We start from the raw sequence: 24,977 nt of genomic DNA, 5'->3' as shown, positions 1-24,977 counted from the left end.
TTGTGGCGCGCATCACGCGCGGTGATAGGGATGGCCGGCCAGGATGGTGGCGGCCCGATACAGCTGTTCCAGAAGCATGACGCGGATCATTTGGTGCGGCCAGGTCGCAGAGCCGAACGCGATCGCGAGCTTGGCCTTACGGCGCAATTCGGGCGAAAGTCCGTCCGCCCCTCCGATCACGAAGATAGTATGTCCGGCACCTTCGTCGCGCCAGCGCGCCAGATGCCGTGCGAATACGGTGGAATCAAGATTCTGGCCGCGCTCGTCCAGCGCCACCAGGACCGCCTTGTCAGGTATATGCGCCGAGATCGCCGCGGCCTCTTCGGCCATCCGAGTCGCCGCATCGCGTGCGCGGCTTTCGGGAATTTCGTGGATGCCGAGCTCGCGGAATCCAAGCTTGCGGCCGGCCTCCTCGAACCGCTCGAAATAGCGGTCTGCAAGCTCCCGTTCGGGGCCCTGCTTCAGCCGGCCCACCGCAATGACAGCAACACGCATGGTTCTTGAGTCGCGTTGACGAGACCGCGCGCAACAAGCGCGCGCACGACGCTAGCATGCGCGTCAGCCGATTCGAAATCGGCCTTCGAGCCTAGATCGCCTTCGCCGCCCCTGGGCCCTGCGTGTACAACCGCTCGAGGTTGTAGAACTCGCGGACCTCGGGTCTGAACACGTGCACGATCACGTCGCCGGAATCGATCAGCACCCAGTCGCAATTGGGCAAGCCCTCGACATGGATGGTCTTGATGCCGTTTTCCTTGAGGCTCTTGGTGACGTTTTCCGCGATCGCGCCGACGTGCCGGTTCACCCGGCCGGTGGTGACGATCATGTAGTCGGAGTACGCCGATTTGCCGCGAAGGTCGATGGTGACCGTCTCTTCCGCCTTCATGTCCTCGAGGCGGGAGAGGATCAGGCTCAGCGTCTTGTCGGCGTCGGGTTGCGCCTTCAAGGCCGCAGCTTTGGTCGATGTTTTACGCGTAGGCTTGGCAACCTTGGGTAAAACAGGCTTGGACAATACAGATGCGGTCAGGGACCATTCCTTTCACTGTATCGCGAACGCCGAATCCGGGCGCCCACTGGTTACACTACATCATGTGGGGTTAAGGGTTTCAATATGCCAGAGAGACCGAAATCCCCACCAAGTCCGCACACTTCGTCTCACTTCGTACCTTTCCAGCTCCCGTCCGGGTTCCGTAGGCCGGTCGAAGAGAGATTCAGCTTCAATCCGGTCAGGAACACCCAGGCCGGTGCCGGCCGATCTGCAAGCTGGACGGCCTTGTTCTCGGGCAGACGGTAGCGCGATAACGCCTGGGCCGCGGGCGAGCCGAGCGCGCGAAAACTCTGCGGGGGGCGATCGATCACGGCCATCGGCACCTGGGCGGCGATGCGCCGCCAGTCCTGCCAACGATGGAATTGAGCGAGATTGTCGGCGCCCATGATCCAGACGAAGCGCAAGCCAGGGAAGCGGCGGCGCAAGGTGTTGATCGTGTCGATAGTATAGCGGGTGCGAATGACGGATTCGAGACAGCTCACCTCGATGCGCGGATCATCGGCGACCTCGCGCGCGGCCCGCATGCGCTCGCCGAGCTCGTGCAGCGTGCCGTTCTCCTTGAGCGGATTGCCAGGCGTGACCAGCCACCAGACGCGATCGAGCTGCAATCGCTTCAGCGCGAAGCGGCTGATCGCGCGGTGCGCCTGATGCGGCGGGTTGAACGAGCCGCCGAGCAGGCCGATGCGCATGCCCGGCGTCGAGGGCGGAACCGCTTGCGCCACGAAGCGCGGCACGACGAGATTGTTGCTCAATGCCCGCGCCCCGCGACGTCTACGGCCGGGTCTGTCCGGTGCCGCGGACGCGATATTTGAAGCTCGTCAACTGCTCGGCGCCGACCGGCCCGCGGGCGTGGAAGCGGCCGGTGGCGATTCCGATCTCGGCGCCGAAACCGAACTCGCCGCCATCGGCAAACTGCGTCGAGGCGTTGTGGAGCACGATCGCGGAATCGACCTCGCTCAGGAACTTGTTCGCCGCAGCCTCATCCGCGCTCACGATGGCATCGGTGTGATGCGAGCCGTGGTCCTGGATGTGCGCGATCGCGCCGTCGACCCCGTCCACCACCTTCGCCGCGATGATCGCGTCGAGATATTCGGTGTCCCAATCCTCCTCGCTCGCCGGCTTGACGCGCGCATCGGCCTTCTGCACGGCCTCGTCGCCGCGGATCTCGCAGCCGGCATCGAGCAGCATCTCGACCAGCGGTTTCAGGCTCGATGCAACGGCGGCACGATCGACCAGCAGCGTCTCGGCCGCGCCGCAGACGCCGGTGCGTCGCATCTTGGCATTGAGCACGATCGACTTCGCCATGGCGAGGTCGGCGCTGCCGTCGATATAGACGTGGTTGACGCCTTCGAGATGCGCGAAGACAGGCACGCGCGCTTCCTGCTCGACGCGCGCGACGAGGCTCTTGCCGCCGCGCGGCACGATGACGTCGATGGCGCCGCTCAGGCCCGACAGCATCATGCCGACCGCGGCGCGGTCGCGGGTCGGCACCAGCGTGATCGCAGCTTCCGGCAGGCCGGCTTCCCGCAGGCCCTGCACCAGGCAGTCATGGATGGCGCGGCACGAACGAAAACTGTCGGAGCCGCCGCGCAGGATCACGGCATTGCCCGACTTCAGGCACAGCACGCCGGCATCGGCCGCAACGTTCGGCCGGCTCTCGAAGATCACGCCGACGACGCCGAGCGGCACGCGCACGCGCTCGATGGACATGCCGTTCGGCCGCTGCCAGCGCTCGGTGACGACGCCGATGGGGTCGGCGATGCCGCGCACGATGCCGATGCCTTCGGCCATGCCCTCGATGCGCGCCGGCGTCAGCGTCAGGCGGTCGATGAAGGAGGAGGTGGCATTGGCGGCGGCACGGGCCTCCGCGACGTCCTCGGCATTGGCCGCGAGGATCGCCGCGGAGTTCGCGCGGATCGCCCGTTCCATGGCCTCGAGCGCCCGGTTCTTCTGCTCCGGCGGCGCCAGCGCCAGCACGCGCGCGGCAGCGCGGGCACGGGTTCCGAGATCGGACATCAGCGCCAAGAGATCGCCAGCTCGATCGGCATTACCGTCAACGGCTTTGAGGGGGGCGGCCATGGGAGTTCAACCTTCTGCTAAGGCGGTGTCCTAGCACGGAAATCCCGCGTTTGCGAAGGGCGGGGAGGGTATGGCAGGTCTCCCGGCGGCGGGCGTGGCGGGGTCCTTACCCGCCCACCACCAGATCGTCCCGATGGATCATCTCGGCGCGGCCGCTGATACCGAGGATGGTCATCACATCCGGGGAGGAGCGGCCCTTGATCCGCTCGGCATCATCGGCGTCATAGGCGATCAGGCCGCGGCCGACCTCGCTGCCGTCGGGGCCGCGCACGATCACGGCATCGCCGCGGGCGAACTGGCCCTCGACCTTGTTCACGCCGGCCGGCAGCAGGCTGGCCCCGGCCCGTAGCGCGGTCACGGCGCCGGCATCGATCGTCAGCGTACCCTTCGGCTCCAGCGTGCCCGCGATCCAGCGCTTTCGCGAGGTGATGGGGTTGGCCGGCGTCAGGAACCAGGTGCAGCGGCCGCCATCGGCGATCGCCTGCAACGGATGCTCGATCTTGCCGGAGGCGATCAGCATATGCGTGCCACCGGTCGTCGCGATCTTCGCCGCCTCGACCTTGGTGCGCATGCCGCCGCGCGACAGCTCGGACTCGGCATCGCCGGCCACCGCCTCGATCTCCGAGGAGATGCTGTCGACGACGGGAATGAGCTTTGCGTTCGGATTGTTCTTCGGCGGGGCATCGTAGAGCCCGTCGATGTCGGAGAGCAGCACCAGCAGGTCTGCGCTCGCCATGGTCGCAACGCGCGCGGCGAGGCGATCATTGTCGCCGTAGCGGATCTCGGTGGTCGCCACCGTGTCGTTCTCGTTGATCACGGGGATCGCGCGCCATTCCAGCAGCTTGCCGATGGTGGAGCGCGCGTTGAGATAGCGGCGGCGCTCCTCGGTGTCCTGCAGCGTCACCAGGATCTGGCCGGCGCCGATACCGTGGGCGCCAAGCACCTCCGACCAGATCCGCGCCAGCGCGATCTGACCGACCGCGGCCGCGGCCTGGCTCTCTTCCAGCTTCAGCGGGCCGCGCGGCAATTTGAGCCGGCTGCGGCCAAGTGCGATCGAGCCGGAGGACACCACGAGGACGTCGCGCCCTTCCTGGTGCAGCTTGGCCATGTCGTCGGCGAGCGCGGCGAGCCAGGACGCCCGCACCTCGCCCCTGTCGGAATCGACCAGCAGCGCTGAGCCGACCTTGACGACGATGCGGCGGAATTGACTGAGTTCGGGGCTGGCCATGTCTCTCTGTGCTGGCGCTGGATGCGAATGACGGCGGAGCGACAGGCGGCGCCGATGAGCCCTGCTTTTGCAGCAGGACGGTGACCGGCGCAAGGCAGCCGGGATGGTAAACGGCGCATGTCGACCTTGTGTCAGCCGTCCATCTGGCTCTAATGGCGGCAACGATAAACGGGCCGAAAGAGGAAACGAATGGATCGCCGCAAATTCATGGCCGGATGCCTCGGCCTGCCGCTGTTCGCGCAGGCGGGTGGTGCGCGGGCGCAGGTCGGGCTGACGAAGATCATCTTCCCGTTTGCGGCCGGAGCCGGCGGCGACACGCTGTGCCGGCTGCTCGCGCAGGAGATGGCCCCGCTGCTGCAGCGGACCGTCGTGGTCGAGAACCGCACCGGCGGCGACGGCCTGATCGGCATCAAGGCGGTGAAAGGCGCGAGCCCCGACGGCAGCATGGTGCTGGTGACGACAGGGCCGACCATGTATCTGCTGCCAATGGTGGAGGCGACGCCGAGCTTCGACACGGCCAAGGATTTCCTGCCGGTGTCGCTGCTGGCGCGCTTCGAGTTTGCGCTGGTGATCGGCCCGGGCATTGATGCTGCCGATTTCAAAGCGTTCGTAGCGTGGCTGAAATCGCATCCGGACAAGACCTCGTTCGGAGTGCCGAGCAACGGCACCATTCCGCATTTCACCGGCTCCAAGCTCGAGAAGGATCTCGGCATTCCCCTGACCCGCGTGCCCTATCGCGGTAGCGCGCCGATCCTCAACGACCTCGTCGGCGGCCATATCTCGTTCGGCATCACCACGCTGGCGGACGCTCTGCCGCAGCATCGCGCCAAGGGCGTGAAGATCATTGCGGTCGCCAGCGCGGAGCGTTCGCCCTTCGCGCCTGACGTACCGACGCTGAAGGAGAGCGGCATCGATCTCGTCGCCGACGCCTGGTACGGCATGTGGCTCCCCGCCGGCAGCCCGCCGGAGTTTGCGAGCAAGCTCGGGGCGGCGGCGAGCGCGGCGCTTGCCAAGCCGGAGGTGAAGGAGAAGTTGACGGCGATCGGGCTGATTCCGATCGGCAGCAATGCGGATGGATTGACGAAGGAGCTCGCCGCGAACATCGCGTTGTGGCAGCCGATCGTGAAGGCGACGGGCTACAAGATCGAGAAATAGGCCCCGCTCGCACTCCACACTCCGTCATGGCCGGGCTTGACCCGGCCATCCACGTGCTTCCGCGTCCGAGGTGAGACGTGGATGCCCGGGTCAAGCCCGGGCATGACGAGTTGAGAGAGCTGCGCTCCGGACTCACATCTTCGCGCGCTGGGCGATGCCGTCCTTGATCGCCGCAAGCTCTTTCTCGTCCCAGATGCCGATCAAGACCCCACCCTTCACCTGGAGCTGATTATCCGCATAGGCGGCGATCTTCTCGCGCGGCGTGGTGATGTGATCGTTCGGATGCAGCGCCCACTCGAACAATTCGGCCTGGAGCCGTGCGATAATGCCTGCGCATTCCGGATCGTCGCCGCGATCGACGTACTCCTCCGGATCGGTTTCGAGATCGTACAGCATCGGGCGGAAGCCGGAGGCGTGGATGTATTTCCAGCGGCCGTCGAACACCATGAACAGGCGGCAGCGCTCGATCGGCTGGTTCAGCTTCAGCCGCACGTCCTGCATGGAATAGTCGTATTCGGAGAACGCCACCTTGCGCCAATCTGATGGCGTGGGCCCGCGCAGCAGCGGCAGCAGCGAACGTCCTTCGAGAATGTGGCCCGGCACCTTGCCGCCGAAATAATCGACGAAGGTCGGCGCGAGATCGATTGCCTCGACCAGCGCGTCGCTGCGTGTGCCGCGCGTGGCGTCGGCTTCCCTGGAGGGATCAATGATGATCAGCGGGATCTTCGCCGACTGTTCGTGGAACAGGTCCTTCTCGCCCATCCAGTGATCGCCGAGATAGTCGCCATGATCGGAGGTGAACACGATCATGGTGGTGTCGAGCAGGCCGCGCGCCTCCAGAAACTTCATCAGCACGCCCATCTGGTCGTCGATCTGGGTGATCAGGCCCATATAAGTCGGGATCACCTTCTCGCGGGCCTCATCGCGCGCCATGTTGCGGGAGTAGCGCATGTCCATGTAGGCGCCGAACACCGGATGCGGATTCTGCCGTTCGCGCTCCGAGCGGATCACCGGGATCATGTCATCCGTCGAATACATGCTGGCATAGGGCTCCGGCGCGATATAGGGCCAGTGCGGCTTGATGTAGGACAGATGCAGGCACCACGGCCGGCCGTCGGTCTCGGCCTCGCTGATGAAGTCCATCGCGCGCCGCGTCATGTAGGGCGTCTCGGAATGCTCTTCTGGCACGCGCGCGGCCTTGTCGGCGTGCACCAGCAGCCAGCCGTTCTGCAAGCTGCCATCCTCGGCAGCGCCGGAATTGGCCCAGTGCTCCCAGGGATTGGCGGCTTCAAAGCCGTGCTTTCGCAGATATTCGTCGTATTTCGGCCGCGGCCGTCCGGTCGGGTGCAGGCCGTCGTCGCGCTCGTAAGGCTCGAAGCCGCATTCGGCGACATGCGTGCCGATCACCGATTCCGGGGGAATGCCGAGCGCCTTCATGCCTTCGATATCAGGGGCCATGTGGGTCTTGCCGACAAGCACGTTGCGCACGCCGATCTTGTTGAGATGATCGCCGAGCGTCGGCTCGCCGACCCGCAGCGGCCAGCCGTTCCAGTGCGAGCCGTGCGAGCGCATGTAGCGGCCGGTGTAGAACGACATCCGCGACGGGCCGCAGATCGGCGATTGCACATAGGCCTTACTGAACAGCACGCCGCGCCTGGCCATGGCGTCGATGTTCGGTGTCTTCAGCGTGGGATGACCGGTGCAGCCGAGATAATCGTAGCGAAGCTGGTCGCACATGATCCAGAGAACGTTCTTCGCGCGCGCCATGCCTTGCCCTTTCCGCACATTCGCCGTTCGATGCTGCGATATAGAAGCGGCGATGACAACCTCTCCCGTAGCAGGGCTATCGCATATGGGATGTGGCTATGGGCACCGACTATCCCCACAGCGTCATGGCCGGGCTTGTCCCGGCCATCCACGCCTTTCCACGCAGCACAAAGAACGTGGATGCCCGGGACAAGCCCGGGCATGACGACCTCTGCAACATTCAAATGCGATTGCCCTGCTACGGGAGAGGTGTCAGGATTGGCGCTGCGTTGTCACATTATCCGAATCAAGCCGACCACGGCTCCGCTTCGGCCGCGCTCTTGGCCTTGGCGGAGACCGGGCTTTCGCCGATCACATCGGCCAGCGCGCGCAACGCCTCCTTGACGCCCTGGCCGGTGGCGCCCGACAGCAGCAGCGGCGTCTTCTTCGCGGCGCGCTTCAGCCGGTCCTTCTGCTTCTTCAGCTCGTCCGGCTCGACCGCGTCGATCTTGTTCAGCGCGACGATCTCGATCTTGTCGGTGAGCTGGCCGCCATAGGCGTCGAGCTCCTTGCGCACGGTCTTGTAGGCCTTGCCGGCATGCTCGCAGGTGGCGTCGATCAGGTGCAGCAGCACGCGGCAGCGCTCGACATGGCCGAGGAAGCGGTCGCCGAGGCCGGTGCCTTCATGCGCGCCTTCGATCAGGCCGGGAATGTCGGCGAGCACGAACTCGCGGCCGTCGGCATTCACGACGCCGAGCTGCGGATGCAGCGTGGTGAAGGGATAGTCGGCGATCTTCGGCCGCGCTGCGCTGACCTTGGAGAGGAAGGTCGATTTGCCGGCGTTGGGCATGCCGACGAGGCCGGCATCGGCAATCAGTTTCAGCCGCAGCCAGATCCAGCGCTCCTCGCCGGGCTGGCCGGGATTGGCGTTGCGCGGCGCGCGGTTGGTCGAGGACTTGAAATGCGCATTGCCGAAGCCGCCATTGCCGCCTTCGGCCAGCACGAATTTCTCGCCGACCTTGGTGAAGTCGTGGATCAGCGTCTCGCGGTCCTCGTCGAAGATCTGCGTGCCCACGGGAACCTTCAGCACGATATTCTTGCCGTTGGCGCCGTGACGGTCCGAGCCCATGCCGTTCTCGCCCTTCTGGGCCTTGAAGTGCTGCTGGTAGCGGTAGTCGATCAGCGTGTTGAGGCCGTCGGCGACCTCGATGATGACGTTGCCGCCGCGGCCGCCATTGCCGCCGGAGGGACCGCCGAATTCGATGAACTTCTCGCGGCGGAACGCCACGCAGCCGTTCCCGCCGTCACCGGAGCGGATATAGACCTTTGCTTCGTCGAGGAATTTCATGGGCCATAGGTAGGCCAGCCGGCCCCCTGCGGCAACCCGGATCGGTCCGCAAATCGGCTGAATTCCGCGAATTGGACCCCTTGCTTAACCCGCCGGCCGCCGCCGGATCAGGAATTTCTGCGTGCCCTCCAGCACCAGCTCCTTGCGCTGGTTGAACACGGTGCTGCGCAGCGTCACCACGCCGGTGCTGCGCCCCGGCACCAGCTCGGTGACTTCGAGCGCGGGATAGATGGTGTCGTCGGCGAACACCGGCTTGAGGAACCGGCTCGACTGCTCGAGGAAGCCGACCAGGGAGTCCTCGACCATGAACGGAAACAGGCCGGCGCCGGGCGCGGTATGGATCAGGGTCTGGAAGCCGTGGGCGAGCAGATGCGGCATGCCGCGGGCGCGGCAATATTCCAAGTCGTAATGCACGGGATGGGTGTCGCCGCTCGCGGTCTGGAATGCGGCGAACACTGCCGAGGTTTGGGTGCGGCTCGGCAGCACGAAACGTTCGCCAACGACGAAATCCTCAAACCAGCGTTGCGTCGGGATCATGCGATGCCGGGTGGGATCGAAGTCGGTCATGTCAAAGCTCTCTTTTCGTCGCTGGGCGCTTATCGCTACCGCGATGCAAACAATGCGACAATCCGTTCAATTCGGCTTGCGCGGGCTTGCCGCGGCGGCTGCCGTCATTAAAACGACTGCAAGCGACTCTATTCGCCTGCTTTCGCCGCTCTCTCCCCGTCATTGCGAGCGCAGCGAAGCAATCCAGAATCCCTCCCCGGAAAGATTCTGGATTGCTTCGTCGCAAGAGCTCCTCGCAATGACGAGCCCCCGAACCTGCAACTCGTCGCAATGCCCCTGTTCAAGAATCTCTCCACCTATGACGATCGCTCCGCGCGCCTCGCCGGCATCGGGCTCATGGTGCTGTCGATCTTCATGTTCTCGTTCGGCGATGCCATGGGCAAGTTCCTGGTCGGGACCTATTCGGTGGGGCAGCTCTTGTTCCTGCGCGCCTGCGCTGCGCTGCTGCTGCTGTCGCCGCTGATCTGGACGCAGCGTCACCTGTTCCTGCATCTGGAGCGGCCGGGGCTGCAGGTGGTTCGCGTCGTGCTGTCGACGCTGGAAGTCGCGGCCTTCTTTCTCGCAACCGTCTATCTGCCGCTCGCCGACGTCATCACCTATTATCTCGCCGGCCCGATCTTCGTCACCGCGATGTCGGCAATCTTTCTGGGCGAGAAGGTCGGCTGGCGGCGCTGGACCGCGATCCTGATCGGCTTCTGCGGCGTCTTGATCGCGCTGCGGCCGTCGGCGCAGACCGTCAGCCTGCCGGCGTTGATCGCGCTCGGCGGCAGCCTCTCCTTTGCAACCCTGATGCTGATCACGCGCAGCCTGCGCAAGACGCCCGACATCGTGATGGCGTCCTCGCAATTCGTCGGCACCTTTTCGCTGGGCGCGGTGCTGTCGGCGTTCAACTGGGTGCCGCCGACGCCCGGCAGCCTCGTGATCTTCGCGCTCGCCGGATGCGTTTCGGTGACGGCGCTGTTCTGCGTCAACCGCTCGCTCAAGCTGGCGCCGGCCAGCGTCGTGGTGCCCTATCAATATTCGATGATCGTATGGGCGGTGATCTTCGGCTTCGTCGTGTTCGGCGACGTCCCATCCATCGCAACACTCGTCGGCGCCGCAATCATCATCGGCGCCGGGTTCTACATCTATCTTCGGGAGCGCGATCTGGGACGTGAGAGCGACGAGGTCAATCCGCCGGCGTAGCCACCCTCACGTCATCCCGGGGCGCGCAAAGCGCGAGCCCGGGATCCATACCCACAGGGAGCAGTTGAACGACGACCGGGAGTGGGCGCTTTGCCCCGCACTGCGCTCCGGGATTATGGATCCCGGGCTCGCGCTACGCGCGCCCCGGGATGACAATTGCGAGTGCGGCGCCTTCGCCTACCGCAGCCGCCTCGCACTGCTCCAGCTCTTCAGCGAGGCCCACACGCCGCGCGAGAGGCGGAAGCAGTCGACGGGCGTCGAGGAGCCCAGCGCCAGGAAGCGGTGCAGCTGCACGCCGCTCCACTGGAAGCCGCACTTCTCCAGCACCTTGCGCGAGGCCGGATTGGTGACGCGCGCGCCGGCGTAGAGATGCTCGTCGTCGAACTCCTCGAAGAAGAAATCGATCGCGCCGCGCGCGGCCTCGGTGGCAAAGCCCTGGCCCCAATGCTCGACGCCGAGCCAGTAGCCGAGCTCGGCATTGCCGGGCTTGGAGCAATCGATGCCGACCATGCCGACCGGCCCGCTGTCGTGCTCGATCAGGAACACGGTCTCAGCTCCGAGTTCGGCGGTGGCGCGGATGAATTCGGCGGCGTCGTCCTGCGAATAGGGATGCGGCAGGCGGCGCGTGTTCTCGGCGACACGGCGGTCGTTGGCGAGCCGGGCGATGGTCCTGACGTCGGCCAGCGTCGGCCGCCGCAAGGTCAGCCGCTCGGTGGCGACGACGCTGGGTCTCGCCTCGGCCAAGGTCACGCTCGAGAAATCCTGCAACATGTCCGGCTCCGTGAAAGTCACTAAGTCAAAGTGCAAAGAACAAAGTGAGCAAAGAAAAGGGGAGGCTGGTTTCCCGCCTCCCCTTGGAGCCTTCGATCTCTTGCGATCTCTAGGACTCCGCCGGTTCAGTCGGGACCGGCGGACTCCGTTTTTGTCCACCGTCTATTCAGCAGCCTCGGCAAGCGGGAGCACCGATACGAAGGTGCGGCCGTTGGCTTTGGCTTGGAACGCAACGCGGCCCTCGATCTTGGCGAACAGAGTGTGGTCCGTACCCATGCCGACATTGAGGCCGGGGTGCCAGGTCGTGCCGCGCTGACGCGCAATGATGTTGCCGGGCGTGACGATCTCGCCGCCGAACGCCTTGATACCGAGGCGCTTGCCCTTGGAATCGCGACCGTTGCGCGATGAACCGCCTGCTTTTTTGTGAGCCATGGCTCGTCTCCGAAATCCTGCGTAGTTCTAGGTCAATTCCTTGACGGAATCATTTCAAAACGTCGCACGCATCAATTCGTGAATTGGCGTGATCGATTTCCGTTACTCGGCGGCTTCCGCTGCCGGCTCCTTCGCCGCCTTTTCCTTCTTCGGACGCGGGCCCTTGGTGGGCTTGGCGCCGTCCGTCAGAATCTCGCTGATGCGCAGAACCGTGATCTCGTCGCGATAGCCGCGCTTGCGGCGCGAGTTCTTGCGGCGGCGCTTCTTGAAGGCGATGACCTTCGGTCCGCGCTTGTGGTCGAGCACCTCGACCGCGACGGACGCGCCTGCGACCGTCGGGACGCCCAGCACCGGCGTGTCGCCGCCGACCACGAGCACTTCATTCAGCTGCACGATCGAGCCGACTTCGCCTTCGATCTTGCCTACTTCGAGAACATCATCCGGCACGACGCGGTATTGCTTGCCGCCGGTTTTGATGACTGCGAACATCGTTCTTTCTCCGTGTTCAATCCCGGCCTCGGGACGAGCGTCGTCCGGGCCGGCTTTTTGTCAGTCGCTATGGTTTATGCGAGTCTGCGTGGGCGGGAATTATCCCTTTGAAAACCCAAGCAAAAACAAGCGGCGCGAGAAACGCCCCGCGCCGGCTGTGGGACTTATAGCGGCCAACAGCCGCAAGTCAAGGAAAACTGGGCGAAAACCGCCCGGATTTGAAGGCTTTGGCCGCGCTGAAAGCGCGCAGCCGAATCTCGGGTGGGCTTTGCAACAAACGGGTTCCCCCGCAGTTGTCCCGGCCGGAACAAGCAAGCGGGGCAAGGGCTCTCATGGCAACAGACGAACTGGTCAAAACAACGGGCATCGCCCAGCATGGCGCCGAACGGCTGCCGTCGGTCGATGTCGACAGCTTCAACATCGAGATCAAGGACGAGGACGGCTTTCTCGGCGACCGCGCCAGCAAGGGCGCCTTTCGCGACATCCTCGAGGAATGGCGCAAGCCGTTGCGCAAGAGCGGCGAGGATCCGTTCGGCGACGAGCCGTCCGACAAGATCAGCAAGAAGGTCTTGGATGCCGTTCTGGTCGGCGACGATACCGAGGCGACCGCCGTCGTGCACAGCGCGATCGAGGACTTTGCGCAGGAGCTCGCCTACGTCACGCGGCGGTTCCTCAAGACCAAGGCCTGGGCCAAGACCGAATGCATCGTGGTCGGGGGCGGCTTTCGCGCTAGCCGGCTCGGCGAGATCGCCATTGCCCGGGCCGAGATCATCCTGAAATCGGAAGGCTTCAAGGTCGACCTGGTGCCGATCCGCTTCGATCCTGACGATGCCGGCCTGATCGGAGCCCTGCACCTCGCGCCGTCCTGGATTTTCGAGGCCTATGACAGCATTCTCGCTGTTGACATCGGCGGGACCAACATCCGCTGCGGCGTCGTCGAGACCGGCTGGAAAAAGGCCCAGGACCTGTCGAAGGCCAAGGTGGTGCATTCGGAGCTGTGGCGTCATGCCGACGACGAGCCGACCCGCGAAGGCGCGGTGAAGCGGCTCACCAAGATGCTGAAGGGGCTGGTCACGCAAGCCGAAAACGAAGGCTTCAAGCTCGCACCCTTCATCGGCATCGCCTGTCCCGGTGTGATCGCTGCCAACGGCTCGATCGAGAAGGGCGCGCAGAACTTGCCCGGCAATTGGGAAAGCAGCAAGTTCAACCTGCCGGCGAGCCTCGTGGAGGCGATTCCCCAGATTGGCGGGCACGACACCGCGATCCTGATGCACAATGACGGCGTGGTGCAGGGTCTGTCGGAAGTGCCGTTCATGCAGCATGTCCAGCGCTGGGGCGTGCTCACTATCGGCACCGGACTTGGCAACGCGCGCTTCACCAACCGCCGCAAGGAAGGCAACGGCAAGGACCGGGATTCCACGGAGAACGGGAAGAAAAAAGGTAAAGCGGACAAGGAGTAACCTTGACCGGTTAGGTTAAGGACCGGATTGCGTTGCGGACCGCCCGCCGCACGCTAGGGTCGAATCGTCGCTTCCACTCGGCCGGCGAAGCCGCCCTTCACGGCCAGTATTTCAATGAGCGGCACGGGACCGCCAGTGTTTACCGCGTCTGGCGGTCCCACCCCGTTTTTCTCCTCAGCTCCACCCCACACGCTGAAAGAACGCGGCGATCTCGCGTGCCGCGCGATCCGGATTTTCCCGATGCGGGAAGTGGCCGACACCGGGAAACATCTCGAGGTCGAGATCGCTGAAGGTTTCGGACAGCCGGTCGGTCCAGCCAAAGGGAAACAGCGGATCGTGCTCGGCCCAGCGCACGCAGGTCGGCACCACGATCGGCGGCAGCCTGGGCGCCTCGCCTTTCATCATCGCCACGCGCCCGGCATGCGAGGCGCGGTAATGCGCAAAGCCGCCGGCGAGGTTGCCGTCTTTCAGGAAATTGTCCGTGAAGGCGTCCAGCACCTCGTCGAAGGCGTTTGTCCGGTGCGCCCAGCCTTTGAGGAAATGGCTGATATAGAGCCGGCAGCTCTCCCGGCTCGCACCGATGAGCTGTGGCGCCATCTCCATCTGGTGAAAGGACTGGTACCAGATGTGGTTGAGCCGATCGGGTGCCGCCATCCGCGCTCCGATCCCGGGATAGACGAAATCGAAGAAGAAGAGTCCCGCGAGCCGCTCGGGCGCCCGCCGGGCCAGCGGCTGCATGACAGCGCCGCCGACATCGTGGCCGACCACGCCGAATCGGTCGATGCCGAGCCGGTCCATCAGCGCCAGCATGTCGGCGGCATGGCCGTCCGGCCCGTAAGGGCCATCCGGCTTGTCGCTGTCGCCGAAGCCGCGGAGGTCAGGCGCGACAAGCGTGAACCGGTCCGAAAGCCTCGATATCACCGGCTCCCAGGTCAGCCAGAATTCGGGCCAGCCATGCAGCAAAAGCAGCGGTTTTCCCTGTCCGGCGCGGACCAGGTGGAAATCGGCGCCATTGGCCGAGATCGTGAGATGCTCCATGGCAGTTCCTTCCAGAGGCGGCGGGCGCGGGGCAAAAGAGGCAGCGGATTTTGCTCGTTCGCGCCTTGTCTGGCCCGCCATCCTCGCCTATTAACGCCCCCAACCACAGGGGCCCAGCTCCTAATATGGCGCCTTCAGGAGAGGTGGCAGAGTGGTTGAATGCACCGCACTCGAAATGCGGCATAGGTGCAAGCCTATCGGGGGTTCGAATCCCTCCCTCTCCGCCAGCTCAACGACCAGCTTCCCGCAATAGCTCCGTCAAATCAGCCTGATGCCGGTGCCGTTCGGCCCGCCAGCACCATCCGCGCCGTCGCCACGAAGGCCTGCGCCGCCGGCGACAACGTCCGGCCCTGGCGCTGCAGCAGCGACACGGGGCGGGTGAGGGCGGGGCGCACCAGCGGTCTTGCGATCAGTGTCGGGAACTGGTCGGCTGGCAGCATCGTCGCGGGAAGGATGGCGAGGCCGAGGCCCTGCGCCGTCATGGCGAGCGCGGTGTTGATCAGGGTCACTTCATATGTCGGATCGAGGCGCTTGCCCTGCGCGCTCAGGGCCTGATCGATCTGCATGCGGATGCGTGTCTCGCTGCGCATCGCGATGGTGGGCAGTTGCACCAGCTCGTCCCAGGTCAGGGACCGACGCGCGGCGAAGTCCGCGGTGCGACGGCCGATCGCGCTCAGGCGGCCGCTCGTCAGCGTCTCGATCGTCATGTCCGCGAATTCGCCCTCCACGCTGCCGATCGCGAACTCGGCATCGGTCGTGCTCAGCCGTGGCACGAGATCGTCGGCGGCGACGTCGCGCATGTCGATCTCGATGTCGGGATGGCCAGCGCGGAATTTCGCCAGCACCATGGGCAGCAGCGCCGATGCCGTGCCGGCCGAGGCGAGGAACACGACCCGGCCGGCGCGGGCCTGCGCGAGATCACGCATGCGGCGCGACAAGCCTTGCGCATCGCTCAGCATGCGCTCGGCAGTGGCGAACGCTTCGTCGGCGGCCAGCGTCGGCTGCACCGAACGCGTGGAGCGGTCGAACAGCTTGACGCTGAGCTCGGCCTCGAGCTGCTGGATCAACAGGCTCGCCGCCGATTGCGTGATGCCGAGCTCGCGGGCGGCCCGCGTGATGCTGCGCGTGCGGTACACGCCGGTGAAGACCCGCAACTGGCGCAGTGTAACATTCATCTGGAAAGCTCATGAATTGATGAGTTCTTTCCGACTTATCGCATAAACGGACCTGCAATAAAATGCATGCTGTGCGGACGGAAAGAATCCGCGGCAAGGATTGGAGCGAGCATGAGAGCGCAAGTGCTGGTGGTGGGGGCCGGGCCCGTCGGATTGACCGCAGCGATGGATCTCGCTTCGCGCGGAATCGATGTCGTCGTCGCGGAAATCCGCCACGCCGGCGATCCGCCCAGCGTCAAGTGCAATCACGTGTCGGCGCGCTCGATGGAGATTTTTCGGCGGCTCGGAATTGCCGCCCGCTTGCGCGATGCGGGGCTCCCTGCGGACTTTCCCAACGATTGCTCCTATCGGACCGCGGCGACCGGGATCGAGCTTTGCCGCATCGACATTCCCTCCCGTGCGCGCCGCTATAGCGCGACCGGTGGCCCCGACACTTGGTGGCCGACGCCAGAGCCGCCGCACCGAATCAACCAGGTCTATCTCGAGCCGATCCTGTTCAGCCATGCCGCGGCGCAATCACGCATCAAGATCCTGGCGCGCACGGAAATCACAGACATCGAGCAGCACGACGACCATGTCGTCGCGCTGGCGCGCGATCTCGACAGCGGAAATTCGCTCCGCATCGAAGCCAGCTTCGTGATCGGCTGCGACGGCAGCCGATCCTTCGTCAGAAAAGCAATCGGTGCCAGCCTGTCCGGCACGCCGGTGATCCAGCGCGTGCAGTCGACCTTCATCGAAGCGCCGCAACTGAAAGAGCTGATGGGGGCGCACAAGCCGGCCTGGATGGTGCTCTCGCTCAATCCGCGCCGTTCCGGCACCGTTGTTGCGATCGACGGCCACGACCGCTGGCTGATTCACAATCATCTGAAGCCGGATGAGCTCGAGTTCGACTCGGTCGATCGCGACTGGGCCATCCGTGCCATCCTCGGCGTCGACGCGCGCTTCGAATACCGCGTGCTCAGCAAGGAGGATTGGGTCGGACGGCGCCTCGTGGCCGACCGCTTCCGCGACCGCAGGGTCTTCATCTGCGGCGACGCCGCGCATCTGTGGATGCCCTATGCCGGCTACGGCATGAATGCCGGCATCGCGGACGCCGTCGATCTCTGCTGGCAATTGGCCGCGCATCTGAACGGCTGGGCGCCGGCTGCGATCCTCTCAGCCTATGAGGCGGAGCGCCAGCCCATCACCGAGCAGGTGTCGCGCTTTGCGATGGACCATGCGATGAAGATGATGGCGCAGCGCGGCGGCGTGTCCGCCGAGATCGAGGATGACACGCCGCGTGGCCACGCGGCGCGCGCGGCACTGGCGAAAGCGGCCTACGATCTCAACGTGCAGCAATATTGCTGCGCCGGCCTCAACTTCGGCTACTATTACGACGCCTCGCCGATCATCGCCTATGACGGCGAGACGCCGCCGCCTTACGCGATGGGCAGCTTCACGCCCTCCACCGTGCCGGGCGCCCGCGCGCCGCATCTGTTCCTGCGCGACGGACGCTCGCTCTATGACGCCTTCGGCCCCGGATACACATTGCTGCGCTTCGATCCGGCAATCGATGTGACGCAGCTGCAAGACGCTGCAAAGGCGCGCGGCGTGCCGCTCGCGCTGGTCGACGTCGCGCCGGAGGAGGCGAACGGCGCCTATGCCGAGAAGCTCGTGCTGGCGCGGCCCGACCAGCACATCGCCTGGCGCGGGCAGTCCGTGCCGGACAACCCGCTGGGCCTGCTGGCCCGTATCACCGGCGCTGCGGCGTGAGACGACACGAGCGGACGGCCTGGCGGCGCAGCTCGCCAGGTCAAGTTTAGAAAAGAAACGCATGGAGGAGGAGAACGTGTTTCACGTTGCAAGACGCCGCATCCTGGCCGCGCTGACGGCCGCTTCTTTCGCGATGTTGCCGCTGGCGGCCCAAGCCGCCTATCCCGAGCAATTGATCAAGATCATCGTGACCTTCCCGCCCGGCGGCAGCGCCGACACGGTCATCCGCGCGCTCGAGCCGCTGGTCACCGCCGAGCTCAAGCAGGGGCTGGTGATCGAGAACCGCGCCGGCGCCGGCGGCAACATCGGCATGACCGCGGTCGCGCAGGCCAAGCCCGACGGCTACACGCTCGGCGTGGCACCGGCAGGCGCGCTGACGGTGAATCCGCACCTCAATGCCGCGATGCCGTTCGCGCTCAAGGATCTCGCGCCCATCACCCTGCTAGCGGAAATTCCCTTTGTGCTGGTCGCGTCCGCGAATATTCCGGCGCGCACAGCTGCGGAGACCATCGCGCTCGCCAAGGCGAAGCCGGGTGGGCTCTCGATCGGGCATGGCGGCAACTCGACCGCGATGCATTTGACCGCCGCGCTGTTCACGCACAGAAGCGGGATCGCGATGGAGCTGGTGCCGTATCGCGGGACGGCGCCGGCGGCGGTCGATGTTCTCGCAGGCCATGTCCCGTTCGCGGTGCTGGATATTCCGGCATCGCGACAATTGATCCTCGACGGCAAGCTCAACGCGATCGGCGTGTCCTCGGCGCGCCGCCTGTCGTCCCTGCCCGATGTGCCGACTCTGGCCGAGAGCGGCCTTGCCGGTTTCGAATCCGTCGGCTGGTTCGGGCTCGTTGCTCCCGCCGGCACGCCTGCGGACGTCATCGCCCGGCTGAACGATGCCTTCACCAAGGCGCTGAAGGATCCTGTCGTGGCCGAGAAGATCCGCACCCTCGGCGCGGAGCCTGCGCCGACTTCGCCCGAGCAGTTCGGCCGCTTCATCGAGAGCGAGAGCACGAAATGGGGCAAGCTGATCAGCGAGGCCGGCATCAAGGCAAACTAGTTTAGCGCTTTCCGCCCGGCCGATAACGCACGTGATCGACCAGCGCGCGCAGCTTCGGCGGAAGATTCCGCCGATCCGGGAAGTAGAGGAAGAAGCCGGGGAAGGACGGGCAGTATTCCTCCAGCACGGGTACCAGCTCCCCCCGCTCGATATACGGCTTGAACGTCTCTTCCATGCCGAATGTCAGGCCGCCGCCCGCGCTAGCCGTCCGCACCATGACCCACATGTCGTTCGTCGTGATCCGCGGCTCCACCGCGACGTCGAACTCGCGCCCCCCTTCCGCAAATTCCCAGCGGTAGGGCGCGACGTGCGGCGCCGGCCGCCAGCCGATGCAGCGATGCTGTGAGAGCTCGCGCGGGTGCGAGGGCGCGCCGAACCGCTGCAGATAGGCGGGAGCTGCCACCACCAACTGGCGCTGATCGCCCGAAACAGGCACGGCGATCATGTCCTGCTCGATCACCTCGCCAAGCCGGACGCCTGCATCATAGCCCTCGGCCACGATGTCGAATTCCTCGTCGGTCACGGTCACGTCAACCTGCACGCCGGGATGAGCCTGCGCGAAATCGGCCAGCAATGGACCGCGAATGAATCGCTCGGCGATCGACGAGACGGCGAGGCGCAGCTGCCCCGTCGGCTGCGCGTCACGGTCGCGCGCGCCATTGATCGCCTGTTCGACTTCGGCGACCGCCGGGGCCACGCGCTCGTGCAGGCGCATGCCGGCTTCGGTCAGACTGACGCTGCGCGTCGTTCGCTGCACGAGAGCCACGCCCAGCTGGTCTTCCATGCGTCGGATGGCCTGGCTCACGGCGGATCGAGTCACCCCTAAACGCTCGGCGGCGCCCCGGAAGCTCTTCGCTTCCGCGACCGCGATGAAAACGGCGACGAGGTTCAGGTCGGTGCTCATTGGTTAGTTAGGCTTACCACCCCAATCATCATTGGCCAACTTCTCCCACCTCTCGCCGGGGGCTATCTCCGAGCCATACTAAGGAGGCTCTGATGACGTCACTCGATCAATACCGCCTGCTGGGCCGCTCCGGTCTGCGCGTATCTCCCCTTGCCCTGGGCACGATGACCTTCGGAACCGAGTGGGGATGGGGCGCCGATCCCGGCGAGGCCCGGCGGATCTTCGACCTCTATGTCGACCGCGGCGGCAATTTCATCGACACCGCGGTGAACTACACCAACGGCGCGTCCGAGCGACTGGTCGGCGAATTCGCCCGCGGCAAGCGCGACCGCCTCGTGCTCGCCACCAAGTTCACCATGGCGCGCGATCCCGGCAATCCCAATTCCGGCGGCAACCACCGGCTCAACATGGTTCGTTCCGTGGAGCAGAGCCTGCGGCAGCTCGAGACCGACCGCATCGACCTGCACTACCTCCACGCCTGGGATGCGACGACGCAGCCCGACGAGGTGATGCGCGGCCTGGACGATCTCGTGCGCAGCGGCAAGGTCCAATACGTCGGCATCTGCAACACGCCGGCCTGGCGCATTGCGCAGCTGCAGACGATCGCAGATCTGCGCGGCTGGTCGCCCTTCGTGGCCCTGCAGATCGAATACAATCTGGTCGAGCGCACGGTGGAGCATGAGCTCATTCCGCTGGCAGCCGCCCTCGGCCTGGGCGTGCTGCCCTGGTCGCCTCTCGGCGGCGGCGTGCTCACCGGCAAGTACAGCCGCGCCGATCTCAGGGATTCCAAGGAGAGCGCCGTCGGAACGACACGGGCCTCGATCATCGCTTCATCAGGCCTTCTCAACGAGCGATCGCTGGATGCCGCCGAGGTGGTTCGATCGGTCGCCTGGGAGCTCGGCGCGACGTCCTCGCAGGTGGCGATCGCCTGGACGCTGGCCAATCTCGCGGTCACTGCGCCGGTGATCGGGGCCCGCACCCTGGAGCAGGCGGAAGACAATTTCGGTGCGGTCGCGATCTCGCTGTCGCCTGAACAGATGGCGCGCCTCGACCAGGCGACCGCGCCCGATCCGATTTTTCCAGGCCGCTTCCTGCGCCGCCCGATGGTCGAGCAGCTCATCTTCGGCGGCGCCACCGTCGCGCGGCGCGGGTAGGTCGAGCAACGACGCGACCGACCTGCGTGCATCACTTCGGGGCAGACGACATCTTGCACCAGAAAGGGAGACACCAATGGCAACCCTGCTCAATCGCGCGCTTGCGTCCTGCGTCTACGCGGTCATCGTCACCGCTTCCACCCTGACGACGGCCGCGCCTTGCGGACAGGCCAATTCGGTGCAGGACGACAACAAGCGGATCGTCACCGACGCGTTCGATCGCTGGGCGGCGGGAGGGACCACCTTCTTCAATGACCTGCTGCACGACAACGTGGTCTGGCGCATCAAGGGGTCCGGCCCCAGCGCCGGCGAATTCCGGGGCCGCGATGTCTTCATCGATCGCGCGGTCCGCCCGTTCGCGAGCCGGTTGTCGACACCGGTCCGCCCCACAGCCGTGAGGATCTTCGCCGATGGCGACCACGTCATCGCGCATTGGGAAGGCAGCGGCGTGGCGCGTGACGGCAAGCCCTACGCGAACAGCTATGCGTGGATCCTGCTGATGCAGGACGGCAAGGCGGCGGAGGTCACGGCCTATCTCGACCTCGCCCCCTATGACGATGTCCTGCGGCGCATTCCTGCGCCGGCGCAATAGGCCGGCTGCGGGGAGGGGAGTCATCGCAAACGAGAGTGATATCGCTTGTGGCCATCCTTCGAGACGCCCGCCGTTGGCGGGCCCTCAGGATGAGGACCGAGTGCGTGGCGCTGGTTTCAGCGGGCTCCGATGCCCGCTTAGCCTCATCCTGAGGAGGCGCGGCAGCGCCGTCTCGAAGGACGAGGCGCGCGCTCAGCTCGCGCAAGGAGCCCTATGCGATAGCCCTGCCGCGCGTGGGAGCTTGAACCCATCGCCCGCACGATCCGACCTAGCAAGGTCCCGCCATCCGGCAGGATCCCAGGTGACCCCACCACGATGTTCGACAAAACCTACCGGCAGCGACTCGAAGCCGATCTTGCGCGATGGGAGGCCGACGGCGTGATCGCGCCGGCGGCGGCCGCCGCCATCCGCACTGCGCTGCCGCCGCTTCCCCCCGGCATCAACATCGCCGTGGTCGTCGGCATCGTCGGCGGCCTCCTGATCGCGGCGGCGTTCCTCGCCTTCGTGGCGGCGCACTGGACCGAGATCGCGCGCCTCGCGCGGTTTGCGATCCTGCTCGCCGGCATGGCCGCCGCCGGCGGCCTCGGCGCCTGGTTCGCGACGCGAGGGCGCGACGTTCTCGCCGATCTCTGCGCCAGCATCGGTGCGATCATCTTCGGTGCGGGCATCGCGCTGGTCGGCCAGATGTATCATCTCGGCGAGGATTTTGCCGGCGGCATGCTGCTGTGGTCGATCGGCGCGTTTGCCGGGGCGCTTCTGACCGGCTCGCGCGGCGCGCTCGCGGTCGGCCTCGTCGCGGCCTCGATCTGGACCTGCATGCGGATCACCGACGCGTCCGATGTCCTGCATCTTCCGTTCGTGGCGGTCTGGCTCGTCGCCGCCGCGCTCGCCTTTGCCTGGAATTCCCGCGTCGCGGCCCATCTCGTCGCGCTCGCGCTGCTGCCGTGGTGGATCGCGAGCGCGCTCCGCTTCGAATTCGAGGGCACCCAGCCGTCCTTCGTGCTCGCGAGCGGTGCGGCGCTGCTGTTCGGCGCCGGGCTCGCGATCGCCGCGGCGCCGTCGCCGCGCGCGCTCCGGCTCGGCAGCGTCCTGTCGGTTTACGGCGCGTTTTCCCTGGCCATAGCCGCGTTCCTGGAGGTGACGACGGTCGACGATCTCGTCCGCTTCCGCGAAGGATCCATTGCGGGCCAGCCGCTTTGGGCGATCGCGTGCGGAAATGCCGGCGTGACCCTCGCGCTGGCCTCGGCCGCGATCACCCGGCGCGCGGGAGAATTCCTTGCAGCAGCTGCGATCGGCCTGGTCCTGCTCGCGGCGCCGGTCTGGCCGGCCTCCATGGCCGGCGAATCCTGGCTCGCTTATGCCGCGCTGCTTGCGGCCATGCTGTGTCTCGTCGTCTCCGGCATGCTCGATGACGTGCGTCCGCGCATCGTCGCGGGCTGGCTCGGCATCGCCGGCGTGGTCGCGGGCATCACCTGGGCCGTGAAGGGTTCGCTGCTGCGCCGCTCGGCCTTCCTGGCAGTGGCGGGCGTCGCGGCCGTCGCCTTTGCGACCGCGCTCAATCGCATGCTGCCGAGGGCCGCGCGATGAAAGGGCTGATCGCTTCGCTCACCGCGCTTTGGCAGCGCATCCCGAAAGCCGTGCTGTTCGGCATTGCCGTCCTGCTGCAATCTGCGCTCCTGGTGCTGATGGTGGCCGACCGCATGCAGATCCTGCGCGAAGGCGTCGAGGTCACCCTGCAGACGCAGCCGGTCGATCCCCGCGATCTCCTGCGCGGCGACTATGTCGTCCTCAGCTACGACATCTCGCAAGTGGCGGCAGGCAGCCTCGCCGGCAAGGTAGCCGACGCGCGCCACCCTGATGTCTTCGTCAAGCTCGCGCCCAATGCGAACGGGCTCTATCAAGCCGTCTCGGTGCATGCCGAGCCGGTCGCGGTCACCGCGCCTGAAGTGCTGATCCGTGGCCGCGTCGGAAATTATGGCGGATCCTGCGGCGAAGACCGGCGCCGCTTCTGCGACAAGCTGCCGATCAAATACGGCCTCGAAAGCTATTTCGTGCCCGAAGGCGAGGGCAAGAAGCTCGAGGACGCCCGCAACCAGCAGAAGCTCCGCATCGTCGCCGCCGTGCTGCCCTCGGGACGGGCGGCGATCAAGCGGCTGCTGCTGGACGGGGAGAAGGTGTACGAGGAGCCGCTGTATTAGGGCGGGATGGCGCTGGGACAATCGATGGCCGTGACGCTCGTTCATCACCCTCGCCCCCAGCTCCGCAACATCGCGATCATTCCGCGTCAGATCGTGTGTCAACGCGGTTGCCACGAGCAGGCCGTCGTGCCGTAATCGCCCTCCCGCAGACCTTGTCAACACGCGAATTCATCAGGATGATCGGCGTGTCGTAGCATCGCTTGCGAGGCCTTCATGCGAAAATGCGAAGTCGCCGTGCTGGGTCTGGGGCTCATGGGCGGAGCAGCGCTGGGCGCATTGCTGGATGCCGGCGTCGATGCGCTCGGCTTCGACCCTGTCGCAGCAGGTTCGGATCGCGGCTCGTCACATGGTTCATGTCGCATTTTCCGTCGCTTCAATTTCGAAAACCCCAACTACACCAGCCTGAGCGACGAGGCTCATGCCGGCTGGATCCGGCTGCAGACCGAAAGCGGTCAAACGGTTCTGACGGAAACCCCCGTTCTGGAGGCTGGCCGTTCCGGCTCCGCCATGGTGGCGTCCTCGCGCGCGGCCGCGATCGCGAAAGGGCGGCCGGATCCGATGTTGACCGCGGCTCAAGCGAACAAGGAATTTCCGGCTTTCACCCTGCCTGACGACTGGGACGTCGTCGTCCAGGACGGCGGCGCGATCCTGCGGACCGAAGTCGTCATGAAACTGATGCGCGCACGCGCCGGCAACCGCGTGATTCCGGAACACGCGAGCTTCACGCCGCACCCCAACGGCGTGTCGATCCGCACGGCGACCCAGGAGTTCTTCGCCGAGCGCGCGATTCTGGCGCTAGGCCCATGGCTCGATCGCGCACTCCCGCGACTAGGCGCGCTGCTGAACGTCACCCGACAGGCGGTCGGCTGGTTCAAGCCGTCCCGCCCCGAAACTGTGGCGCTCGGTCGTTTCCCGATCTTCATTCTGGACCGAGGTCCGAACGACACCGTCTACGGCTTTCCGGACTTCGAACAGCGCGGCGTCAAAGCTGCGCCTCACAACCACGGGCCCGTGGTCGGCCCCGACGACTGGGGTCCGCACGCCACCGATGCCGAGCTCCGCCCGATTGGCGAAGCGTTGGCCGCCCTCGCCCCCGGCGCGGCCGGGCCCATCATCGATCGCGACGTCTGCCTCTACACCAACACTGCGCCCGCCGACCGCCGGCTAGACGCGGGCGAGGAATTCATCATCGACCGCTGGCCGGATTCCCGCCTGATCGTCTGCTCCGCGTGTTCGGGCCATGGTGCGAAGTTCGCGCCCGCCATCGGGCAAAGGCTTGCTCGCCTTGCCACCGATCCGTCCTATCAGGCAGAACGCTTCTTTCAGCTTTCGCGCTATTCTCAATTCGCCTGAGCGGGTGCTGGATGTTGCGGTGACAGTGCACAAGACACGCACCGTCCGGCGGCAAACGCCTTCAAGAGACCCGGGCCAAAGCTCTGCCTGTCCGACCTCCTGCGATGATGCCACTATGCTCCTGTTTTGCCCGACGAAGCAAATGACAGGAGACGTCATTCGGAATGGGCGACACCGCTCGCCACCAATCTCGTCGGCTCGCAAAGGCGCGCCGGACAGGCGCGTCAAACCACGCTCCCTCGACTTTTTGGC

The 24,977-nt window shown here is 65.7% G+C and carries 24 protein-coding genes and 1 tRNA gene; 11 read left to right on the top strand and 14 right to left on the bottom strand.

Annotated features, from left to right (window positions below; genetic code table 11):
• Window positions 1–12 precede the first annotated feature (12 nt).
• The 5 genes from rlmH to proB form a co-directional block, all read right to left on the bottom strand.
• Window positions 13–495 carry a 23S rRNA (pseudouridine(1915)-N(3))-methyltransferase RlmH gene (rlmH, locus tag ABIA40_RS29460; protein ID WP_275503042.1) on the bottom strand — a complete coding sequence of 161 codons (483 nt, stop codon included), beginning with the start codon at window positions 493–495 and terminating at the stop codon, window positions 13–15.
• A 91-nt stretch (window positions 496–586) separates the two neighbouring features.
• Window positions 587–943 (bottom strand): ribosome silencing factor, encoded by a 357-nt coding sequence (gene rsfS, locus ABIA40_RS29455; RefSeq protein ID WP_128265207.1) that lies wholly within the window; start codon window positions 941–943, stop codon window positions 587–589.
• 209 nt (window positions 944–1,152) lie between these two features.
• A complete protein-coding gene (locus ABIA40_RS29450; protein ID WP_271543621.1) occupies window positions 1,153–1,797 on the bottom strand; it encodes a nicotinate-nucleotide adenylyltransferase in 645 nt (214 codons plus the stop codon).
• A gap of 19 nt (window positions 1,798–1,816) precedes the next feature.
• Window positions 1,817–3,124, bottom strand: coding sequence for a glutamate-5-semialdehyde dehydrogenase (locus tag ABIA40_RS29445; protein WP_404544724.1), 1,308 nt, complete (start codon window positions 3,122–3,124; stop codon window positions 1,817–1,819).
• Between the two features lie 106 nt (window positions 3,125–3,230).
• Window positions 3,231–4,352: a glutamate 5-kinase gene (gene proB, locus ABIA40_RS29440; RefSeq protein WP_157286468.1), complete on the bottom strand. Its 1,122-nt coding sequence runs from the start codon at window positions 4,350–4,352 to the stop codon at window positions 3,231–3,233.
• Window positions 4,353–4,541: 189 nt separating this feature from the next.
• On the opposite strand from proB, the gene ABIA40_RS29435 reads away from it, so the two are divergent.
• Window positions 4,542–5,507 carry a Bug family tripartite tricarboxylate transporter substrate binding protein gene (locus ABIA40_RS29435; RefSeq protein ID WP_404544722.1) on the top strand — a complete coding sequence of 322 codons (966 nt, stop codon included), beginning with the start codon at window positions 4,542–4,544 and terminating at the stop codon, window positions 5,505–5,507.
• A gap of 132 nt (window positions 5,508–5,639) precedes the next feature.
• Here ABIA40_RS29435 and ABIA40_RS29430 read toward each other — a convergent pair whose 3' ends face one another.
• From ABIA40_RS29430 to ABIA40_RS29420, 3 genes are all read right to left on the bottom strand, one after another.
• A complete protein-coding gene (locus ABIA40_RS29430) occupies window positions 5,640–7,274 on the bottom strand; it encodes an alkaline phosphatase family protein (RefSeq protein WP_404544720.1) in 1,635 nt (544 codons plus the stop codon).
• A 286-nt stretch (window positions 7,275–7,560) separates the two neighbouring features.
• Window positions 7,561–8,601 carry a GTPase ObgE gene (gene obgE / locus ABIA40_RS29425; protein ID WP_057026545.1) on the bottom strand — a complete coding sequence of 347 codons (1,041 nt, stop codon included), beginning with the start codon at window positions 8,599–8,601 and terminating at the stop codon, window positions 7,561–7,563.
• Between the two features lie 84 nt (window positions 8,602–8,685).
• Window positions 8,686–9,168 carry a MaoC family dehydratase gene (locus ABIA40_RS29420; protein ID WP_157286465.1) on the bottom strand — a complete coding sequence of 161 codons (483 nt, stop codon included), beginning with the start codon at window positions 9,166–9,168 and terminating at the stop codon, window positions 8,686–8,688.
• A 270-nt stretch (window positions 9,169–9,438) separates the two neighbouring features.
• Between ABIA40_RS29420 and ABIA40_RS29415 the strand changes: the two genes are divergently transcribed.
• Complete coding sequence (locus tag ABIA40_RS29415; protein WP_404544718.1) at window positions 9,439–10,353, top strand: DMT family transporter; 915 nt, start codon at window positions 9,439–9,441, stop codon at window positions 10,351–10,353.
• 177 nt (window positions 10,354–10,530) lie between these two features.
• Here ABIA40_RS29415 and ABIA40_RS29410 read toward each other — a convergent pair whose 3' ends face one another.
• The 3 genes from ABIA40_RS29410 to rplU all read right to left on the bottom strand — a co-directional run bounded on the left by ABIA40_RS29410 (window position 10,531) and on the right by rplU (window position 12,045).
• Window positions 10,531–11,124: a GNAT family N-acetyltransferase gene (locus ABIA40_RS29410; RefSeq protein ID WP_271543633.1), complete on the bottom strand. Its 594-nt coding sequence runs from the start codon at window positions 11,122–11,124 to the stop codon at window positions 10,531–10,533.
• A 162-nt stretch (window positions 11,125–11,286) separates the two neighbouring features.
• Entirely contained in the window at window positions 11,287–11,556 is a 270-nt protein-coding gene (gene rpmA, locus ABIA40_RS29405) for a 50S ribosomal protein L27 (RefSeq protein WP_025032812.1), read from the bottom strand.
• Between the two features lie 102 nt (window positions 11,557–11,658).
• Window positions 11,659–12,045: a 50S ribosomal protein L21 gene (rplU, locus tag ABIA40_RS29400; protein WP_157286462.1), complete on the bottom strand. Its 387-nt coding sequence runs from the start codon at window positions 12,043–12,045 to the stop codon at window positions 11,659–11,661.
• 332 nt (window positions 12,046–12,377) lie between these two features.
• On the opposite strand from rplU, the gene ABIA40_RS29395 reads away from it, so the two are divergent.
• Complete coding sequence (locus tag ABIA40_RS29395) at window positions 12,378–13,505, top strand: ROK family protein (protein WP_157286461.1); 1,128 nt, start codon at window positions 12,378–12,380, stop codon at window positions 13,503–13,505.
• Between the two features lie 174 nt (window positions 13,506–13,679).
• On the opposite strand, the gene ABIA40_RS29390 is transcribed toward ABIA40_RS29395, so the two are convergent.
• Window positions 13,680–14,543, bottom strand: coding sequence for an alpha/beta fold hydrolase (locus ABIA40_RS29390; protein WP_271543637.1), 864 nt, complete (start codon window positions 14,541–14,543; stop codon window positions 13,680–13,682).
• Window positions 14,544–14,680: 137 nt separating this feature from the next.
• Here ABIA40_RS29390 and ABIA40_RS29385 point away from each other — a divergent pair.
• Window positions 14,681–14,770 (top strand) — tRNA-Ser (locus ABIA40_RS29385).
• Window positions 14,771–14,806: 36 nt separating this feature from the next.
• Here the strand turns inward: ABIA40_RS29385 and ABIA40_RS29380 are convergent.
• Window positions 14,807–15,718, bottom strand: a complete 912-nt coding sequence (locus tag ABIA40_RS29380; protein WP_271543639.1) for a LysR family transcriptional regulator — start codon at window positions 15,716–15,718, stop codon at window positions 14,807–14,809.
• 111 nt (window positions 15,719–15,829) lie between these two features.
• Between ABIA40_RS29380 and ABIA40_RS29375 the strand changes: the two genes are divergently transcribed.
• Window positions 15,830–17,470, top strand: coding sequence for an FAD-dependent oxidoreductase (locus ABIA40_RS29375; protein WP_404544714.1), 1,641 nt, complete (start codon window positions 15,830–15,832; stop codon window positions 17,468–17,470).
• A gap of 76 nt (window positions 17,471–17,546) precedes the next feature.
• Window positions 17,547–18,524 carry a Bug family tripartite tricarboxylate transporter substrate binding protein gene (locus tag ABIA40_RS29370; protein WP_404544712.1) on the top strand — a complete coding sequence of 326 codons (978 nt, stop codon included), beginning with the start codon at window positions 17,547–17,549 and terminating at the stop codon, window positions 18,522–18,524.
• A 1-nt stretch (window position 18,525) separates the two neighbouring features.
• On the opposite strand, the gene ABIA40_RS29365 is transcribed toward ABIA40_RS29370, so the two are convergent.
• Entirely contained in the window at window positions 18,526–19,428 is a 903-nt protein-coding gene (locus ABIA40_RS29365) for a LysR family transcriptional regulator (protein ID WP_404544709.1), read from the bottom strand.
• Between the two features lie 92 nt (window positions 19,429–19,520).
• Here ABIA40_RS29365 and ABIA40_RS29360 point away from each other — a divergent pair, with 92 nt between their 5' ends.
• From ABIA40_RS29360 to ABIA40_RS29340, 5 genes are all read left to right on the top strand, one after another.
• Window positions 19,521–20,582, top strand: a complete 1,062-nt coding sequence (locus tag ABIA40_RS29360; RefSeq protein ID WP_404544708.1) for an aldo/keto reductase — start codon at window positions 19,521–19,523, stop codon at window positions 20,580–20,582.
• 76 nt (window positions 20,583–20,658) lie between these two features.
• Window positions 20,659–21,174: a nuclear transport factor 2 family protein gene (locus tag ABIA40_RS29355; RefSeq protein ID WP_404544706.1), complete on the top strand. Its 516-nt coding sequence runs from the start codon at window positions 20,659–20,661 to the stop codon at window positions 21,172–21,174.
• Between the two features lie 315 nt (window positions 21,175–21,489).
• Complete coding sequence (locus tag ABIA40_RS29350; protein ID WP_404544705.1) at window positions 21,490–22,761, top strand: DUF2157 domain-containing protein; 1,272 nt, start codon at window positions 21,490–21,492, stop codon at window positions 22,759–22,761.
• The gene (locus ABIA40_RS29345; RefSeq protein ID WP_404544704.1) at window positions 22,758–23,372 is read left to right on the top strand and encodes a GDYXXLXY domain-containing protein; all 615 of its coding nucleotides are present in this window, start codon (window positions 22,758–22,760) and stop codon (window positions 23,370–23,372) included. Before ABIA40_RS29350 ends, ABIA40_RS29345 begins: the two co-directional genes overlap by 4 nt.
• Before the next feature lie 234 nt (window positions 23,373–23,606).
• Window positions 23,607–24,725, top strand: coding sequence for an FAD-dependent oxidoreductase (locus ABIA40_RS29340; RefSeq protein WP_404544701.1), 1,119 nt, complete (start codon window positions 23,607–23,609; stop codon window positions 24,723–24,725).
• Window positions 24,726–24,977 lie beyond the last annotated feature (252 nt).

Origin of the sequence: Bradyrhizobium sp. USDA 223 (genome assembly GCF_044909005.1) — a bacterium.
Classification (GTDB): domain Bacteria; phylum Pseudomonadota; class Alphaproteobacteria; order Rhizobiales; family Xanthobacteraceae; genus Bradyrhizobium; species Bradyrhizobium yuanmingense.
This window is presented reverse-complemented; position numbering and strand designations above follow the sequence as displayed.